Source organism: Microbacterium dauci, from assembly GCF_030065535.1.
Taxonomy (GTDB): Bacteria; Actinomycetota; Actinomycetes; order Actinomycetales; family Microbacteriaceae; genus Microbacterium; species Microbacterium dauci.
Window position 1 is genome coordinate 269,317 of the sequence record NZ_JASJND010000004.1, and the last position, 17,612, is coordinate 286,928.

Sequence of the window (17,612 nt, forward strand, 5' to 3'; positions counted from 1 at the left end):
CCTGCGGGGATCAGTTCGAGGTGAAACCGACGAGCAGGCCGCCCGTGACCTTCACCATGAGGTTGTAGATACCGGCGACGACCGCGCCGAGCACCGTGATGACGATGAGGTTGAGGATCGCGACCACCGCGGCGAACGCCATGACCTGCGGCAGGTTCAGGAACGCCGCGAGCTGGAACTCACCACCGGTCACGGCGCCCAGGAGCTCGTCGACCTGACCGATCAGATTCGTCGACTGCAGCACCAGGAAGACCAGGAACGTCGCGACGATCGTCACGATCGCGAAGGCCACTGCGGTCAGGAACGACAGCTTCACGGCCGACCAGAAGTCGACGTAGACCAACCGCAGGCGGACCTGCTTCGCGCTCGTCTTACTCGATGACTTCTTGGCCAACTTGTCGGCTACAGAGCTCATGCGTCACTCTCTTCGGGGTTCTCGGGAGCCGAGGCGGCCTCATCGTCGGCCACTGTTTCGGCCAGTCCACGCTCGCCGTTCCGGGCGATCGCGAGGATCCGGTCATCGTCGTCCGGACGGGCGAAGACCACGCCCATCGTGTCCCGACCCTTGGCCGGCACCTCGGCAACGGCCGAGCGTACCACCTTGCCGCTGGCAAGAACCACCAAGACCTCGTCCACCTCGCCGACGATCAAACCACCCGCGAGTTCGCCGCGATCGTCGTTCAGCTTGGCGACCTTGATGCCGAGTCCGCCACGTCCCTGGACGCGGTACTGGTCCACCGAGGTGCGCTTCGCGTACCCGCCCTGCGTCACGACGAAGACGTACCCCTCGTCACGGACGACGGATGCCGAGAGGAGGCTGTCACCCTCTCGGAAGGACATGCCCTTCACACCTTCGGTCGAGCGGCCCATCGGACGGAGCGAGTCGTCGCCGGCGGTGAAGCGCAGCGACATGCCGAGGCGCGAGACGAGGAGCAGGTCGTCGGTCGAGTCGACCAGCATCGCGCTGACGAGCTCGTCGCCGTTCTCTTCCTCCTGGCCACGGAGCTTGATCGCGATGATGCCGCCCTGGCGGTTCGTGTCGTACTCGCTGAGGCCGGTCTTCTTGATCTTGCCGTCGCGGGTCGCGAGCACGAGGTACTCGGCGGTCGCGTAGTCGCGGATGTCGAGGATCTGCGCGATCTCTTCACCCGGCTGCAGCGCGAGCAGGTTCGCGACGTGCTGGCCCTTCGCGTCGCGGCCGCCCTCGGGCAGTTCGTAGCCCTTCGCGCGGTAGACGCGGCCCTTGGTCGTGAAGAAGAGCAGCCAGTGGTGCGTCGTCGTCACGAAGAAGTGCTCGACCACGTCGTCGGCGCGCAGCTGCGCCCCCTTCACGCCCTTGCCACCGCGGTGCTGCGAGCGGTAGTTGTCGCTGCGCGTGCGCTTGACGTACCCGTTGCGGGTGACGGTGACCACGATCTCCTCTTCGGGGATCAGGTCCTCCATCGACATGTCGCCGTCGAAGCCGTGCAGGATGTGCGTGCGGCGCTCGTCGCCGAACTTCGCGACGATCTCGCCGAGTTCCTCGCGGATGATCGAGCTCTGACGCTCGCGCGACTCGAGGATGTCCTTGAGGTCGGCGATCTGCAGCTCGAGCTCGGCCGCGTCGTCGATGATCTTCTGCCGCTCGAGCGCTGCCAGTCGACGCAGCTGCATCGAGAGGATGGCATTCGCCTGGTCGTCATCGATGTCGAGCAGCGACTTCAGTCCCTCGCGCGCCTCGTCGACCGTCGGCGAGCGACGGATGAGGGCGATGACCTCGTCGAGCGCATCGAGCGCCTTGAGGTAGCCGCGCAGGATGTGCATCCGCTTCTCGGCCTCGCGGAGGCGGTACCGGGTGCGGCGGACGATGACCTCGAACTGGTGTGCGAGCCAGTAGCTCACGAATCCGTCGAGCGGCAGCGTACGCGGCACACCGTCGACGATCGCGAGCATGTTCGCGCCGAAATTCTCCTGCAACTGCGTGTGCTTGTACAGGTTGTTGAGCACGACCTTCGCGACCGCGTCGCGCTTGAGCACGATCACGAGGCGCTGACCGGTACGGTCACTCGTCTCGTCGCGGATGTCCGCGATGCCGGTGATCTTGCCGTCCCGTGCGAGGTCGCGGATCTTCGCCGCGACGTTGTCGGGGTTCACCTGGTACGGCAGCTCCGTAACGACGAGGCAGGTGCGGTTCTGGATCTCCTCGACGCTCACGACCGCGCGCATCGTGATCGATCCGCGACCGGTGCGGTACGCCTCGCGGACGCCCTTCGTGCCGAGGATCTGCGCGCCGGTGGGGAAGTCGGGCCCGGGAATGCGCTCCATGAGTGCGTCGAGCAGCTCGTCGCGCGTGGCATCCGGGTGCTCGAGTGCCCACAGCACACCGTCGGCGACCTCTCGCAGGTTGTGCGGCGGGATGTTCGTCGCCATGCCGACCGCGATACCGACCGATCCGTTGACCAGGAGGTTCGGGAACCTCGAGGGAAGGACGACCGGCTCCTGCGTGCGACCGTCGTAGTTGTCCTCGAAGTCGACGGTGTCCTCGTCGATGTCGCGGACCATCTCGAGTGCCAGCTGGGCCATCTTGGTCTCGGTGTACCGAGGAGCGGCGGCGCCCATGTTGCCCGGCGAACCGAAGTTTCCCTGACCGTCGGCGAGCGGGTACCGCAGCGACCACGGCTGGACGAGTCGCACGAGGGCGTCGTAGATCGCGCTGTCACCGTGCGGGTGATACTGACCCATGACCTCGCCGACGACGCGAGCGCACTTCGAGTAGCTCTTGTCGGGGCGGTAGCCACCGTCGTACATGCCGTAGAGCACGCGGCGGTGCACGGGCTTGAGACCATCTTCGACGCGGGGCAGGGCGCGACCCACGATGACGCTCATCGCGTAGTCGAGGTAGCTCCGCTGCATCTCGACCTGCAGGTCGACCTGGTCGATATTGCCGTGCTCGTACCCGGCGTTCGGGTCGGGACGCTCTTCGTCAGCCATGTTCTCTCAGTCTTCGTTCTTCGTCGCGTCGCGCGGTGATCGGATGCCGCCGGCGCAGATGCCGGTGCTCAAATGGCGGTGTTCAGATATCCAAGAAGCGGACGTCCTTGGCGTTGCGCTGGATGAATCCGCGCCGCGCTTCGACGTCTTCGCCCATGAGCACCGAGAAGATCTCGTCGGATGCCGCGGCATCGTCGATCGTCACCTGGCGGAGCGTGCGCGTCTCGGGGTTCATCGTGGTCTCCCACAGTTCCTTGGCGTTCATCTCGCCGAGACCCTTGTATCGCTGCACGCCGTTGTCCTTGGGGATGCGGTGGCCGGCGGCCTGACCCTCCTTGAGTAACGCGTCACGTTCACGGTCGCTGTAGACGTATTCGTGCGGCGCGTTCGACCACTTCAATCGGTACAGCGGCGGCTGGGCTAGGTAGACGAATCCGGCCTCGATGAGGCCGCGCATGTAGCGGAACAGCAGGGTGAGCAGCAGCGTCGTGATGTGCTGGCCGTCGACGTCGGCATCGGCCATCAGCACGATCTTGTGGTACCGCGCCTTTTCGACGTCGAAGTCCTCGCCGATGCCGGTACCGAACGCCTGGATCATGGCCTGAATCTCGGCGTTGCCGAGCGCCCGGTCGAGACGCGCCTTCTCGACGTTGAGGATCTTGCCGCGCAGCGACAGGATCGCCTGCCGCTCCGGGTCGCGACCCGAGACGGCCGAGCCGCCTGCGGAGTCACCCTCGACGAGGAAGATCTCGCTGATCGAGGGGTCCTTGCTCGTGCAGTCCTTGAGTTTCTCGGGCATGGACGCCGATTCGAAGACGCTCTTGCGGCGGGCGGTTTCGCGCGCTTTGCGCGCCGCCAGGCGCGCGGTCGCGGCGTCGATCGCCTTCATGATGACGCGCTTGGCCTGCGCCGGGTTGCGGTCGAGCCAATCGGTGAGCTGGTCGCCGACGACCTTCTGCACGAATGCCTTGGCCTCGGTGTTGCCGAGCTTCGTCTTCGTCTGGCCCTCGAACTGGGGCTCCGAGAGCTTGACCGAGATGACGGCGGTGAGACCCTCGCGGATGTCGTCACCCGTGAGGTTGTCGTCCTTCTCTTTGAGCAGGCCCTTCTCACGCGCGTACTTGTTGATGTACGTCGTCATCGCCGCGCGGAAACCCTCTTCGTGGGTGCCGCCCTCGTGCGTGTTGATCGTGTTCGCGAAGGTGAAGACGTTCTCGGTGTAACTCGTCGTCCACTGCATCGCCATCTCGAGCGAGATGTGGCGGACGGTGTCTTCGGATTCAACCTCGATGATCTCGTCGTTGACGACCTCGGCCTTGCGCACCTTGTTGAGGTACTCGACGTAGTCGACGAGGCCGCGCTCGTAAAGGAAGTCGTCGTGCCGCTGACGCGTCTCGGAGCCGCCTTCTTCGAGGTCCACGACGACGATTGCCTCGGGACGCTCGTCGGTGAGCACGATCCGCAGACCCTTGTTGAGGAACGCGGTCTGCTGGAAGCGGGTGCGGAGCGTGTCGTAATCGAACTCGACGGTTTCGAAGATCGTGGCATCCGGCCAGAACGTGACCGTCGTACCCGTCGACTCGCTCTCTTCACCCTTCGCGAGCGGAGCGAGCGGAGCTCCACCATTCGCGAACGACTGCCGCCAGACATGGCCCTGGCGCTGGATCTCGACCTCGAATTTGGTCGAGAGTGCGTTCACGACCGACGAACCGACGCCGTGGAGACCACCCGAGACGGCGTAGCCGCCACCGCCGAACTTGCCACCGGCGTGCAGCACGGTGAGGACGACCTCGACGGTCGATTTGGTCGGGTCGGAGGAGTGGGGATCGACCGGGATGCCACGGCCGTTGTCGACGACGCGGAGCCCACCGTCGGCGAGGATCGTGATGTAGATCGTGTCGCAGTAGCCGGCGAGTGCCTCGTCCACCGCGTTGTCGACGATCTCGTAGACGAGGTGGTGGAGACCGCGCTCACCGGTCGACCCGATGTACATGCCGGGCCGCTTGCGAACGGCCTCGAGGCCCTCGAGCACCTGGATCTCGTCGGCGCCGTACTCGGCCGGGGTCTTCGATGCGGACTGCGGTTCGACGTCGTCGGGAACGTTGTCGGGGGTATCTGACGTCATCGGTTTCGCGCGCTCCACATCCATCGATCAAGCTTCCCGACAGTCTACCCGCAATCGGTCGCCATCCGCCGCTGAACGGCCCTGTGGCGCGCGGAAATGGAAACGGGGGATCGTGGACGTGGGTCAGCCGTAGGTATCGCGAGGGCCACGGCCTGGAACGGCTCTGGGGCCCCATTTCCAAGAGGGGACGTCCGGGCCGACGAAACGGATGGACTCGACACCCGCCTCGGGGAAGCGTCGGATGAGCTCGGTGACGATGGTCGCGCGCATCAGATGAAGGTTCTTCGCCCAGGCCGTCGAGTCGCACTGGACCGTGAGGACACCATCGCTCAACGCGACCGGATCTGCATGCCGGGCGGTCTCCTCCCCGGCCACTTCGGCCCACTGGAGGACGAGGTCCTCCCGCGCGAGCTGCGGGTTCCATCCCGCCTGCCGAGTGAGATCGGTGAGAAGATCACCGAGCCCCTTCGGATCGCGTCCGGGCGCGAACGGCAGGTTGTCCTCGTCGGTCTCACGGCGTCGACGCCGACGCTTCTTCGCGGCCGACGGCTCGAGGCCGCGCAGACGCAGATAGGTGGCGGTCGTCTCGGCGATCTCGTCGTCAGCCATCGTCGGGCTCCCGGTCCGGCGCGGCCGCATGTTCGTCCGCTTCGGTGAGGATCGTCCCCGCCTCGACCCGGACGGTCCGGGCACGCAACGGCGCCGGCACGTCGCCCTCGACGGCGGCTGTCACGATCACCTGCTCGAAGTCCGCGACGACATCGGCGAGACGGGTGCGACGATCGGCGTCCAACTCGGCGAACACGTCGTCCAGGATGACGATCGGGTCGCCGAGTCGCAGCTGGTCGCGTAGCAGCTGCGCCGATGACAACCGCAACGACAGTGCGACCGACCACCCCTCGCCGTGCGAGGCGTAGCCCTTCACCGGCAAGCCGCGCAGTCGCAGGAGGAGGTCGTCGCGGTGCGGACCGACGAGCGTCACGCCGCGCTCCAGTTCCTGCGTGCGCTTGGCGCCGAGGGCGGCGCGGAATGCCGCGGCGGTGGCATCCGTCCCCTCGAACACCGCGCCGGCAGTGGCGTCACCGTCGTCTTCGGGGTCGGCACCCGCGATCGTCGAGACCCACTCGAGCTGCGGATCGTGATCCGCGCCGGCGATCGCCTCATACGCGGTCCGGAGGGGCCCGGCGAGATCCTCGGCCAGGCGCACCCGCGCGAGGATGATCTCCGTCCCGAGCGCGACGAGCTTTTCGTCCCAGACATCGAGCGTCGTGAGCTGCTCCGCCTTGAGCCCGCGGGCACGGGCCGACTTCAGCAGCGCGGTGCGCTGCTTGAGCACTCGGTCGTAGTCGGCGAGCACGCCGGCCAGTCGAGGCGCGCGCTGGATCAGCAGTTGATCCGCGAAGCGGCGACGCGCGGACGGGTCGCCGCGGACGATGTTCAGGTCTTCGGGGGCGAACAACACGACCTGCGCGTAGCGCGGCAGTTCCGAGGTGCGCACGGGGGCGCCGTTGACGCGGGCCTTGTTCGATCCCGAGCGATTGAGTTGCGCCTCGAGCTGGATGCGACGCTCGCCGTACCCGAGCCGGGCGCGGACGAAGGCGGCATCCGCACCGAATCGGACCATCGGCGCATCCTGCGACACCCGGTGCGAACCGAGCGTCGCGAAATAGCCGATCGCCTCGGCGAGATTCGTCTTGCCCTGGCCGTTCTTGCCCACGAAGACGTTCGGTCCCGGGTGGAGCGCGACGTCGGCGGCCGCATAGTTGCGGAAGTCGACGAGACTCAGGTGCTCCACGATCACCAGATCACCCTCCTTCGGGGGTCCGACACCCGAAGCGCGGGGTCAGCGCAGGAGCAGATTGGGCTGCAGCAGGTACTTGAAGCTCTCGGGCGTGCCCGAGGTTTGCGGCGTGATGAGCACCGGGCTGAGCTTGTTGGCGTTCTCGCTCGAGGTGAACGTGATCCGCGTGAACTCGCTCTTCACGGCGCCGAGCGCTTCGAGCAAGTACTGCGGGTTGAGGCCCAGCGTGACCTCCTCGCCGGCGAGCGTCGCGTCGACGGACTCGGTCGCGCGCGCCTGCTCGGTGCCCGAGGCATCCATCGACACCCCGTCCTCCGAGAACGTGAACCGCAGCGGCGCCGACCGGTCGAGCACCAGCGACACACGGCGGACCGCTTCGGCGAGCTCGGCGGTGTTCACGACCGCGTAGTGCTCGGTCTGCGCGGGGAACAGGCGGCGGACCGGCGGGAAGTTGCCCTTGATGAGCAGCGACGTGACGGTCTTGTTGCCCGCGGTGAACGCGATGATCTCTCGGTCACCCGAACCCGAGAACGACACCTGGATGTCACCGGCGTTCGAGAACGTCTTGCCGACCTCGGTCAGCGTGCGTGCGGGAACGAGCGCGGTGGTCGACTCTTCGCGGGCGACGGCGCCGCTGTCGAAGACGATCTCGCGCAGTGCGACGCGGTAGCGGTCGGTCGCCACGAGGCTGAGCTCGTTGCCGGTGACCTCGAGCTGCACGCCCGTGAGCACGGGGGTCACGTCGTCGCGTGACGCGGCGAAGGCGACCTGCGCGATGGCGGTCGAGAAGTCCTCACCCTTGACGAGGCCGGACTCGCCCGAGACCTCGGGGATCGCGGGGTACTCGGCGACCGGCATGGATGCCAACGTGAACTTGGCGGATCCGCACGTGAGGAGGATCTCGCCGTCGGCATCCTGCTCGATCTGGATCGGTGCGTTCGGCAGACGGCTTGCGATCTCGGAGAGGAGTCGGCCGTGGACGAGGATCGTGCCCGGCGCATCGACGGTCGCTTCGATGAGCGTGCGAGCGGATGCTTCGTAGTCGAATGCCGCGAGTGAGAGTCCTGCGTCGGAGGCCTCGATGAGGACACCTGCGAGGATCGGCTGCGGATTGCGCTGCGGGAGCAGCTTGACCACGAAGGACACGGCTTCGCTGAAGACGTCGCGGTTGACGTGGAACTTCACTGATGCTCCCTTGACTGCGGATGGGCCTTCCCATGCTAGTGCCCAGAGTTCGCTGGTCCGGAAGCCTGTCATTCGATCGAGTGCCGCGGGTGCCGGCATCCGTCGCCCACCGCTTCAGGTGATCGGACGGGGTTTCATGAAGAAGAGATCTGTCATGGTGTTAACGGTTGTGGAAACTGTGGATAACTCGGCGGATCCCGCTCGTGGAGCCGAAACCACACGCGTGTAACTTGTGCATGGGCTGCGGAGAGCGCGTGAACAGTGGGTTTTGCGGCGACCACGCGTTCGGACGCTCATCCACAGGTTGTCGCCGGTCGTCCACATTCGAGCCGAATCACCGCACAGTTATCCACAGGCTTTCCACACTGTGGGAAACGCGAATGATGAGGGCGGCGCGGGGTTCATGTCAAGTCGGGCGGTCAGCCGGCGACGCGTCGCGGTGTCGTGGTGCCGACGTGATCCGCGTCAGCGTGCGGAACGACCGAGTTGCGACGTGATCTCAGAGACCTGGTTGTAGATCGAGCGACGCTCTTTCATGAGTTCGCTGATCTTCTTGTACGCGTACATGACCGTCGTGTGGTCGCGATTGCCGAAGAGCTGACCGATCTTCGGGAGGGACAGGCTCGTCCGTTCGCGACAGAGATACATGGCGATCTGTCGTGCGGTTGCGACCGACTGCGAACGGCTCGAGCCGTAGAGGTCGTCGACCGTCAGACGGAAGTACTGCGCCGTGGCCGAGATGATGTCGGTCGGCGAGATGACGTTGGCGTCGTCCTGGTCGACGATGTCGCGGAGCACGGTCTGTGCGAGCGAGATGTCGAGGTTCGAGCGGTTCAGGCTCGCGAAGGCCGAAACGCGGATGAGCGCGCCTTCGAGTTCACGGATGTTGCTCGAGACCTTCGTCGCGATGTACTCGAGCACCTCGTCGGGCACCTGGAGCCGCTCGGACTGCGCCTTCTTGCGGAGGATCGCGATACGCGTCTCGAGGTCGGGGGCCTGCACATCGGTGATGAGGCCCCACTCGAAGCGGCTGCGCATGCGGTCTTCGAACCCGGTGAGATGCCGCGGGGGCACGTCGCTCGTGATCACGACCTGCTTGTCGTGGTCGTGCAGCTGGTTGAAGGTGTGGAAGAACGCCTCCTGCGTCTCGGCGCGACCCTGCAAGAACTGGATGTCGTCGATGAGGAGGATGTCGACGTCGCGGTACCGCGCCTGGAAGGCGGACGCGCGGTTGTTGACGATCGAGTTGATGAAGTCGTTCGTGAACTCTTCGCTCGAGACGTACCTCACCTTGATGCCGGCGTAGAGGTTGATGGCGTAGTCGCCGATCGCGTGCAGGAGGTGGGTCTTGCCGAGGCCGGAGTCGCCGTAGATGAACAGCGGGTTGTAGGCCTTCGCCGGTGCTTCGGCGACGGCGACCGCAGCAGCGTGCGCGAAGCGGTTGGACTGGCCGATGACGAAGTTGTCGAACGTGTACTTCGGGTTCAGTCGCGTGTCGCTCCGAGCGGTGGATGCCACCGGCTCGCTGTACTCCTCGCCGGCCGGCCGGGCGGGTGCCAACGAGGTGGGTGCGAGCGCGGACTGGACCGGGACCGGTGCGGTGAGGTGTGCGTCACCGAGCTCGGGGTTGACGACGACACGGAAGGTGGATGCCGCGGGCTCCGCGTCGACCTGGGCGAGCGCCTCCAGGATCGGACCGCGAAGGCGCTTGTTCAACTGCGCCGCGGTGAGATCGTTCGGCACATCGAGATAGAGCGTCCCGCCCATCACACCCTGCGCGACGGCGAGGCTGATGAAGCCCTGCATCTGCGGCGTGACGCGGTCGTCGGTGGCGAGCACATCGAGCACTGCGATCCAGACCGGGACGTCCGGAAGGTGCTGCTCGGACATGACCCTCCAGGGTGTGGATAAAGATGTGCAAGGCTCTGTGTAAGGCCTGTGGATAACAGACCCGTTCACGCTAGTCACCGGCGACGAGCACCGCAAAACCAACTGTAGGCGGGCGCCGCGTGTCGTGGCGACTGTGGATAAGCGACCGGTGGATAATGGACGGTCGACCACGCCGGTTTGGGATCTCGGCAATCTCGACGTATCCTAGGTCGGTTGACTTCTGCCCTCGGGCGAGTCCCCCATGTACCTGTGTCCCCGGTCTAGAGCGTTCGGGTGACCCCGCCGATCCCGGAGTGATCTTCATGAGCAAGCGCACGTTCCAGCCCAACAACCGCCGTCGTGCCAAGAAGCACGGCTTCCGCGCCCGCATGCGTACGCGTGCCGGCCGCGCGATCCTCTCGGCTCGCCGCGGCAAGGGCCGCACCGAGCTTTCGGCCTGACTTCGTCGCAGTGCTGACGCGCGGGCATCGCATCACCCGCGGAGCGGACTACCGGGCCGTCGTCCGCGGTGGCGCCCGGTGTGCCGGATCGCACACCGTGACCCACGTCGTCAGTACCTCGGCACAACGCCCCCCACGCTTCGGCTTCATCGTGAGCAAGCACGTGGGGGGCGCTGTCGTACGCAATACCGTCCGTCGCCGACTCAAGGCGATCTGTGCCGAGGCGCTTCCGGGCGTTCGCGACGGCGCCGACATCGTGATCCGCGCACTCCCGTCGTCCGCGACCGCCGACTTCTCGGCGCTGCGGGCGGAGGTCCTGCGCTGCCTCGACCGGAAGGCGGCGGTGTGAGCACGTCGACACTGCCGTCGTACACCCGGGGTGAGGCCGTCTTCGTTCCGGCATCCGTCGTCGCAGCCGTCCCGCTGGTCCCCCGCAACCTCGTCATCGGCTTCCTCCATGGTTACCGTGCGACTGTGTCACGTGTGTACGGCGACGTCTGCAAGTACTACCCCTCGTGTTCTGCCTACGCTGTCGGCGCAGTGCAGCAGCACGGGGTGGTGAAGGGCGTCGCACTGACGGCCGGCAGACTCGCACGCTGCCACCCGTGGGCCGCCGGCGGCATCGACGACGTGCCGGCACATGCGCACTTCCCGCACCAATTGACTTCGCACGGATTCGTCGTGCCCCTCAGAAAGGACTGATCCTTGCTGGATCTCTTCGCCGCGACGCAGGCTGTTCTCGCCTCGACCGCGACTCCGACTCCCGTGGTGCCGAACCCCACGACGGCGCCTCCCGGAGGCATGGACTTCTTCAGCACGATCATGTGGCCCTTCAAGTGGGTCGTCGAGGCGATCCTCTTCGTCTGGCACTGGATCTTCACAGCGATCGGTCTGGCACCGGATGCCGGTCTGACCTGGGTTTTGTCGATCGTCGGCCTCGTCATCGTGGTGCGATCTGCGCTGATCCCGCTGTTCGTCCGCCAGATCAAGAGCCAGCGGAAGATGCTCGAGCTCGCGCCCGAGATGCGCAAGATCCAGGAGCGCTACCGCGGCAAAACCGACCAGCTCTCGCGTGAAGCCATGAGCCGCGAGACCATGGCGATGTACAAGAAGCACGGGACGACGCCGTTCTCGAGCTGCATGCCGCTCCTCGTGCAGATGCCGATCCTCCTCGGCATGTTCTACGTCCTCAGCGACGTCAAGAAGCACGCGGAGTGGGGCGTCGGCGGCGTCGGCCTGCTGAACGTCGAGCTCACCAAGCAGTTCTACGACGCACAGCTGTTCGGCGTCGCTCCCCTGCACGTGAACATGACCGAGGCGTGGGGCAACGGTCAGACCGTCACCGTCGTGATCCTGATCATCCTCGTCATCCTGATGATCGCGTCGCAGTTCTTCACGCAGCTGCAGATCATCTCGAAGAACCTCTCGCCCGAGGCCAAGACCGGCCAGGCGTACCAGATGCAGCGCATCATGCTCTACATCCTGCCGCTGGCGTTCGTCTTCTCGGGTGTCTTCTTCCCGCTCGGTGTCGTCATGTACTGGTTCGTCTCGAACCTCTGGACCATGGCGCAGCAGTTCATCGTCATCCACAACATGCCGACGCCCGGCTCCGAGGCAGCGAAGGCCCGTGAGGAGCGGCTCGCGAAGCGCGGCAAGGCGCTGGATGCCAAGGGTCGGGTCATCCCGATGGAGAAGTACGAGGCCGAGCAGCAGCGCCTGGTCGAAGAGGCCGAGAAGAAGAAGGCCGAGCAGCCGAAGCGCCAGCAGCCGATGGGCAAGCAGCGCGCGAAGAAGCAGGCCCAGAAGGGCAAGCCGGACGGAAAGACGAACGGTACGCCCGGCGAGACACCGACCGACGACTCGCCCAAGGGAGGGAGCGCATCGTGACGAACGTTGAGCAGAGCGGTGACGCTCGGGTGCCGGCATCCGTCGAGCAGCTCGAGCAGGAAGGCGACATCGCCGCTGACTACCTCGAGGGCATCCTCGACATCGCCGACATCGACGGCGACCTCGCCATGGACGTCCGCAGTGGACGTGCGTACGTCTCCGTCGAAAATGACGACCCCGCGGCGCTCGCTCTGCTGTCGGATCCCGACACCGTCCAGGCGCTGCAGGAGCTGACCCGTCTCGCCGTGCAGGCGAAGACCGGGCAGTTCTCGCGACTCATCCTCGACATCGCCGGCTCGCGCGACGCACGGCAGGACCAGCTCGCTGCGCTCGTCGATCGTGCGATCGCCCGCCTCGACGAAGGTGCGTCGCAGGCGTCGCTGCCCGCGATGTCGAGCTACGAGCGAAAGCTCATCCACGACATCGTGGCTGAGCGAGGGCTCGTGTCGGAGTCGTACGGCGAGGGCGCGACGCGTCACACCGTCATCCGTCGCGGCTGAGTTCCGTGTCCGACGTTTCACGTGAAACATCCGTCCTCGAGTCCGAGCCGGATGCCGCAGCGACGGTCTTCGGACCGCAGCTCGAGCTCGCACGCCGATTCACGGCAGCACTGGCCGATCAGGGCGAAGAGCGCGGGCTGATCGGCCCGCTCGAACTTCCGCGGCTGTGGACCCGACACATCCTGAACAGCGCCGTCGCGGCGCCGCTCTTCGAGGCCGGCGCCCGCGTCGGTGACATCGGTTCGGGGGCCGGTCTTCCGGGACTCGTGCTCGCAATCGCACGTCCCGATGTGCGCTGGGTGCTCATCGAACCGATGGAGCGTCGCATCGCGTGGCTGACGGAGCAGGTGGCTGCACTCGAGCTCACCAACGTCGAGGTCGTGCGCGCCCGTGGCGAGGAGTGGGTCGAGGGTCCGGTCCTCGACGCCGTTACCGCACGTGCAGTGAGCGCGCTGCGCACACTCATCCCGCTGACCGCACCGCTCGTGCGTGATGGCGGCGAGCTCGTGCTTCTCAAGGGCGCGAATGCGGCGAACGAGATCACCGCGGCCGAGAAGCAGATCCGGAAGTTCCGCCTGACCGACGTGCGCGTCGAGCCGGTGGGTGAGGGCGTCATCGACGAACCCACCCGCGTGATCCGGGCGACGGTCCGCTGACGTTTCACGTGAAACATCGCTTCATCGGTTCAGACTGGCTGCGATGTTTCACGTGAAACACGCCGGGAGCGGCATCCGCCGGGCGGTCGCTTCGTGCTCATGACGAATCGACCGTTTCACGTGAAACATGAGCCACCGGCAATGACGGTGTCCTCGACTACAGTGGGATGGTCCTCGAGAACGACAGGAGTTACAGGTGCAGGAATCGGAGAACGCGACCGCACCCGCACCCTTCTCTTTCGACGACAGCCCGATCGCGCGGGAACTCGCAGATCTGACGTCGCGTCGGAAGGCACTCGCTGACGTGCACCTCGAATTCGACGGCACGACCCGCGTAATCACCGTCTCGAACCAGAAGGGCGGGGTCGGGAAGACCACGACCACCGTCAATCTCGCCGCGGGCCTGGCATCGGTCGGTGCCCGCGTCCTCGTGATCGACCTCGATCCGCAGGGGAACGCGTCCACCGCCCTCGGTGTGCCGCATCACGCCGATGTGCCCAGCATCTACGACGTCCTTATCGACGAGGAGCCGCTCGCTGACGTCGTGCAGGAGAGCCCGGAGTCGCCGAATCTGCTGTGCGCGCCGAGCACGATCCACCTGGCGGGCGCGGAAATCGAGTTGGTGTCGCGCGTCGCACGCGAACACCGCCTGCGGACGGCGCTCGAGACCTACACCGCCGAGCACCACGTGGACTTCATCTTCATCGATTGCCCGCCGTCGCTCGGCTTGCTCACGATCAACGCCTTCACGGCGGCGACCGAGGTGCTGATCCCCATCCAGTGCGAGTACTACGCACTCGAAGGCCTCAGCCAGCTACTCGGCAGTGTCACGATGATCCAGAAGCACCTCAATACGAAGCTCCACCTGTCGACGATTCTGCTCACGATGTACGACGGACGTACGCGTCTTGCGCAGCAGGTGGCCGACGAGGTGCGCACGCACTTCCCGGAGCAGGTGCTCACCACCGTCATCCCGCGGTCGGTGCGGGTTTCCGAGGCGCCGAGCTTCGGGCAGACGGTCATCGCCTACGACGGGCAGTCCGCGGGCGCCGTCGCCTACCGCGAAGCGGCGGTAGAGATCGTGACCAAGGGTCAGCAGCGTACGAACGAAGGGGCTCAGTGATGGCCAAGCGAACCGGACTGGGCCGAGGCATCGGCGCACTCATCCCCACGGCGGACTCGAGCGAGTCGCGCCCGGTCGACGTCTTCTTCCCCGGCGCGAAGACGGTCATCGAGGATTCGACTCCTGCGGGGGAGGCGGCGGAGACGGATGCCGCGGCCGACCTCGTCGCCGTCCCCGGCACCCGACTCATCCAGGTCGACCCGAATGCGATCGTCCCGAACCCGCGGCAGCCGCGCACGAACTTCGACGCCGACGACCTCGCGGAGCTCGTCCACAGTGTGCGCGAGTTCGGCGTGCTGCAGCCGGTCGTCGTCCGTCTCAATGAGGACGGCGACTACGAGCTCATCATGGGTGAACGTCGCACCCGCGCGTCGCGGGAAGCCGGCCTCACCTCGATCCCGGCGATCCTGCGCGAGACCGAGGACGAGCACCTCCTCCGCGACGCGCTCCTCGAGAACCTGCACCGTTCGCAGCTCAACCCGTTGGAAGAGGCCTCGGCGTACCAGCAGCTGCTCGAGGACTTCGGGATCACCCAGGAGGAACTCGCCGGGCGGATCGGACGCTCGCGTCCGCAGATCAGCAACACGATCCGTCTCCTGAAGCTCCCGGTGCCGGTACAGCAGCGCGTCGCGGCAGGCGTGCTCAGCGCGGGCCACGCGCGAGCGATCCTGTCGCTCGACACCGTCGACGGCATGCAGCGCCTCGCCGACAAGATCGTCAACGAGGACCTCTCGGTGCGCGCGGCCGAGGCCGCAGCGAAGACGTCGGGCAACCGGGTCGCCGTTCCGCCGAAGGCCGGCGGGCGTCGCGGGCACCTCGACGAGGTCGCGGAGCGACTGGGCGATCGGCTCAACACACGCGTCAAGATCTCGTTGTCTGCCCGAAAAGGCCAGATCAGCATTGATTTCGCGACGATCCAGGATCTGAATCGCATTCTCGCCGAGCTCGGTGAAACCGAGTACGGCGCACGCTGACGCGGCATCCGATTCCTGTCCACACGCGGCCCGCGACGTCGGCAGACGCGCGTAGCCTGGAGGGGTGACCGACCAGCCGAACCTCCCCCGTCGCGCCAGCCTCGAGCTGCTGCGCGCCGAGGCCGGTGACGAGCTGTCGGTCCTCATCGAGGAGCGCCTGCGCGACGGTGAGGATCCGTGGGACTTCATGGAAGACCTCCCCAGCGTCGATGAGCTCGTCGTCTTGACTCTCCGCGCCGAGAACATCGCGGCGGACGGTGGCCAACGGCCGACCGAGGCCCGGAACTACCGAGTGCTTCGGCAGATCGCGCTCGACTTTCCACCGCTGAGTCCCGCCGTTTGGCGCCTGCTCGGCAGTGAGCCGCACCGCACGTGGGATCTCTCGGTCCGAGCGTCCTGAGCGCCGAGGTCGCGTAGCCTGAATGTGTGCGAACCCCGACACCGTCCGCCGCGTCGCTCTACTTCGATCCAATCGCTGATCAGGGATTCTCTGCGAATCGCATCATCGAGGAGCTGCAGCGCCGTCGGATCCCGGCGGTCGTGCTCGATGCCGACCACCCGGACGGCCCGCTCGCCCGCGTCGCCGTGGACGAGCGTGGTGATCTCATCGTCGTGTCGACAGACGGGTCGATGGTGACGACGGATGCCGCTGCCGTCATCACTTCGCTCGCGGCGGCGTGGGGTGTCGGCCTCGTCCTGGAGGCGGAGCACGTCTTCCACGCCGCCGATTTCGGTGGTGACGCCATCGATGGCCTGGTGGCCGAAGAACACGACCGCAGCGGTGCGACGGTCGTGTATGTCGTCGGCGGCGCCGTGCCGATCGACCCCGCACGGCGGCTCGAGATCGCTGCGCAGCTTGAATCCTCTGTCACGATCGTGCCGGCGGACGATACGCACCTCGTCGTTCCGCACGGCGAAGTGAGGGACTACTGGCTTCCCGCCCAACGCCCGGTGGTCGCCGTGCGGCACGATGCGGGCTCACTCGTCGTCGACATCTTCAGCACCTCGGGCCTCCGGACGACGGGGCCGGTGCGCGAGCGGATGGCGATGCGTGCGCTGCCTGACGTGCGACTGCACTGGCACACGGGGTGGCTCCCCGTCCTCGCAGGTGACGGCGAGATCGCAGCCGTTCAGCGACTGCTGGCGCGCGGAACCGTTTCGGGTGGATTGTTCTCCGGTGACGAGCGTGACATCGAGCCGGGCCTCGGCGAACTCGGCACCTCGCGCGCTGTGATCGACGACGTGCTGGACCGCTCCGACGACCCGGAACTGGTGCCGACAGTCGTCGCAGCACTCCGAGTGCCGACCGTCGTCGGGTCGCTCGTCGAACGCTCGGTCCATGTGGACACGCTCCCCGGCGCGCAGCGTGTCGAACGCACCGGGATCGGGCGGATGGTGTGGGAGCAGACGATCGCGCCGGCTCGCGGATCGTCGTGGTGGGCACGATGGCAGCGGATGCCGCATCGCCGCCCACGACTCGCTGCGGTACTCACCCTTCTCGAAGCCCTGGTGACGATCGCGATGGTGTCGCTTCTCCTGACGGCGCCGCCGACCGGACCATGGGACGTGGTGTTGTGGGTCGTGGCATCCGTTCTCGCTATCGACGTCGTGAGCGACATCGTCCTCCTGGTCGCACTGGCGATGCGACGCCGACGTTTCACGTGAAACGACGAAGCGCCCGGCGACGGATCGCACGGGCGCTTCGGGGGAGCGTGGGTCAGCCGATGTAGGCGGCGAGGTCCTGCTCGAGGGCGAACTTGGGCTTCGCGCCGATGATCGTCTTCTCGACCTCACCCTTGTTGAAGACCTTCATCGCGGGGATCGAAGTGATCTGGTACTCCATCGCGAGATTGGGGTTCTCGTCGACGTTGAGCTTCAGGACCGTGATCTTCTCGGGGTTCTCGGTCTGGATCTCGTCGAGGATCGGCCCGACCATGCGACAGGGTCCGCACCAGGCTGCCCAGAAGTCCACCAGTACGGGGCCTTCGGCGTCGATGACGTCCTGCTGCCAGGTGCTCTCGCTCGTGGCCTTGGCGGTCATATCTGTGTCTCCTTCGGAAT

18 protein-coding genes are annotated in these 17,612 nt (G+C 66.3%); 10 read left to right on the forward strand and 8 right to left on the reverse strand.

Annotated features, from left to right (window positions below; genetic code table 11):
- Nucleotides 1-10: 10 nt before the first annotated feature.
- The 7 genes from QNI14_RS06305 to dnaA all read right to left on the reverse strand — a co-directional run bounded on the left by QNI14_RS06305 (nucleotide 11) and on the right by dnaA (nucleotide 9,971).
- Entirely contained in the window at nucleotides 11-415 is a 405-nt protein-coding gene (locus tag QNI14_RS06305) for a DUF3566 domain-containing protein (RefSeq protein WP_283715602.1), read from the reverse strand.
- Nucleotides 412-2,970, reverse strand: coding sequence for a DNA gyrase subunit A (gyrA, locus tag QNI14_RS06310; protein WP_283715603.1), 2,559 nt, complete (start codon nucleotides 2,968-2,970; stop codon nucleotides 412-414). The genes QNI14_RS06305 and gyrA overlap by 4 nt, the downstream gene beginning before the upstream one ends.
- 82 nt (nucleotides 2,971-3,052) lie before the next feature.
- Nucleotides 3,053-5,095, reverse strand: coding sequence for a DNA topoisomerase (ATP-hydrolyzing) subunit B (gene gyrB / locus QNI14_RS06315; protein WP_283715604.1), 2,043 nt, complete (start codon nucleotides 5,093-5,095; stop codon nucleotides 3,053-3,055).
- 123 nt (nucleotides 5,096-5,218) lie between these two features.
- Nucleotides 5,219-5,704 (reverse strand): DciA family protein, encoded by a 486-nt coding sequence (locus QNI14_RS06320; RefSeq protein ID WP_283715605.1) that lies wholly within the window; start codon nucleotides 5,702-5,704, stop codon nucleotides 5,219-5,221.
- On the reverse strand, nucleotides 5,697-6,896 hold the full coding sequence (gene recF / locus QNI14_RS06325) for a DNA replication/repair protein RecF (protein ID WP_283715607.1): 1,200 nt from the start codon (nucleotides 6,894-6,896) through the stop codon (nucleotides 5,697-5,699). Before recF ends, QNI14_RS06320 begins: the two co-directional genes overlap by 8 nt.
- 42 nt (nucleotides 6,897-6,938) lie before the next feature.
- Nucleotides 6,939-8,081: a DNA polymerase III subunit beta gene (gene dnaN / locus QNI14_RS06330; protein ID WP_283715608.1), complete on the reverse strand. Its 1,143-nt coding sequence runs from the start codon at nucleotides 8,079-8,081 to the stop codon at nucleotides 6,939-6,941.
- Between the two features lie 465 nt (nucleotides 8,082-8,546).
- On the reverse strand, nucleotides 8,547-9,971 hold the full coding sequence (gene dnaA / locus QNI14_RS06335; protein WP_283715609.1) for a chromosomal replication initiator protein DnaA: 1,425 nt from the start codon (nucleotides 9,969-9,971) through the stop codon (nucleotides 8,547-8,549).
- Between the two features lie 302 nt (nucleotides 9,972-10,273).
- Here dnaA and rpmH point away from each other — a divergent pair, with 302 nt between their 5' ends.
- The 10 genes from rpmH (at nucleotide 10,274) to QNI14_RS06385 (ending at nucleotide 17,216) form a co-directional block, all read left to right on the forward strand.
- Entirely contained in the window at nucleotides 10,274-10,411 is a 138-nt protein-coding gene (rpmH, locus tag QNI14_RS06340) for a 50S ribosomal protein L34 (RefSeq protein WP_036304730.1), read from the forward strand.
- Nucleotides 10,412-10,421: 10 nt separating this feature from the next.
- Nucleotides 10,422-10,760: a ribonuclease P protein component gene (rnpA, locus tag QNI14_RS06345; protein ID WP_283715611.1), complete on the forward strand. Its 339-nt coding sequence runs from the start codon at nucleotides 10,422-10,424 to the stop codon at nucleotides 10,758-10,760.
- Entirely contained in the window at nucleotides 10,757-11,113 is a 357-nt protein-coding gene (gene yidD / locus QNI14_RS06350; protein WP_283715612.1) for a membrane protein insertion efficiency factor YidD, read from the forward strand. The genes rnpA and yidD overlap by 4 nt, the downstream gene beginning before the upstream one ends.
- 6 nt (nucleotides 11,114-11,119) lie before the next feature.
- Nucleotides 11,120-12,298, forward strand: a complete 1,179-nt coding sequence (gene yidC, locus QNI14_RS06355) for a membrane protein insertase YidC (RefSeq protein ID WP_430539249.1) — start codon at nucleotides 11,120-11,122, stop codon at nucleotides 12,296-12,298.
- Entirely contained in the window at nucleotides 12,295-12,798 is a 504-nt protein-coding gene (locus tag QNI14_RS06360) for a Jag family protein (RefSeq protein ID WP_430539244.1), read from the forward strand. Before yidC ends, QNI14_RS06360 begins: the two co-directional genes overlap by 4 nt.
- A gap of 5 nt (nucleotides 12,799-12,803) precedes the next feature.
- The gene (rsmG, locus tag QNI14_RS06365) at nucleotides 12,804-13,454 is read left to right on the forward strand and encodes a 16S rRNA (guanine(527)-N(7))-methyltransferase RsmG (protein WP_283715613.1); all 651 of its coding nucleotides are present in this window, start codon (nucleotides 12,804-12,806) and stop codon (nucleotides 13,452-13,454) included.
- Nucleotides 13,455-13,650: 196 nt separating this feature from the next.
- Nucleotides 13,651-14,577, forward strand: coding sequence for a ParA family protein (locus tag QNI14_RS06370; protein ID WP_283715614.1), 927 nt, complete (start codon nucleotides 13,651-13,653; stop codon nucleotides 14,575-14,577).
- On the forward strand, nucleotides 14,577-15,551 hold the full coding sequence (locus QNI14_RS06375) for a ParB/RepB/Spo0J family partition protein (RefSeq protein ID WP_283715616.1): 975 nt from the start codon (nucleotides 14,577-14,579) through the stop codon (nucleotides 15,549-15,551). Before QNI14_RS06370 ends, QNI14_RS06375 begins: the two co-directional genes overlap by 1 nt.
- Nucleotides 15,552-15,615: 64 nt before the next feature.
- On the forward strand, nucleotides 15,616-15,951 hold the full coding sequence (locus tag QNI14_RS06380; RefSeq protein ID WP_283715617.1) for a tryptophan synthase subunit alpha: 336 nt from the start codon (nucleotides 15,616-15,618) through the stop codon (nucleotides 15,949-15,951).
- Between the two features lie 26 nt (nucleotides 15,952-15,977).
- The gene (locus QNI14_RS06385) at nucleotides 15,978-17,216 is read left to right on the forward strand and encodes a hypothetical protein (protein WP_283715618.1); all 1,239 of its coding nucleotides are present in this window, start codon (nucleotides 15,978-15,980) and stop codon (nucleotides 17,214-17,216) included.
- Nucleotides 17,217-17,268: 52 nt separating this feature from the next.
- Here the strand turns inward: QNI14_RS06385 and trxA are convergent, their stop codons facing one another.
- Nucleotides 17,269-17,592, reverse strand: coding sequence for a thioredoxin (gene trxA, locus QNI14_RS06390; protein ID WP_283715619.1), 324 nt, complete (start codon nucleotides 17,590-17,592; stop codon nucleotides 17,269-17,271).
- Between the last annotated feature and the right edge of the window lie 20 nt (nucleotides 17,593-17,612).

Coding starts and splice junctions, on each gene's coding strand:
- QNI14_RS06305 (WP_283715602.1), bottom strand. CDS start 415: ATGAGCTCTGTAGCCGACAAGTTGGCCAAGAAGTCATCGAGTAAGACG.
- gyrA (WP_283715603.1), bottom strand. CDS start 2,970: ATGGCTGACGAAGAGCGTCCCGACCCGAACGCCGGGTACGAGCACGGC.
- gyrB (WP_283715604.1), bottom strand. CDS start 5,095: ATGACGTCAGATACCCCCGACAACGTTCCCGACGACGTCGAACCGCAG.
- QNI14_RS06320 (WP_283715605.1), bottom strand. CDS start 5,704: ATGGCTGACGACGAGATCGCCGAGACGACCGCCACCTATCTGCGTCTG.
- dnaA (WP_283715609.1), bottom strand. CDS start 9,971: ATGTCCGAGCAGCACCTTCCGGACGTCCCGGTCTGGATCGCAGTGCTC.
- rpmH (WP_036304730.1), top strand. CDS start 10,274: ATGAGCAAGCGCACGTTCCAGCCCAACAACCGCCGTCGTGCCAAGAAG.
- QNI14_RS06375 (WP_283715616.1), top strand. CDS start 14,577: ATGGCCAAGCGAACCGGACTGGGCCGAGGCATCGGCGCACTCATCCCC.
- trxA (WP_283715619.1), bottom strand. CDS start 17,592: ATGACCGCCAAGGCCACGAGCGAGAGCACCTGGCAGCAGGACGTCATC.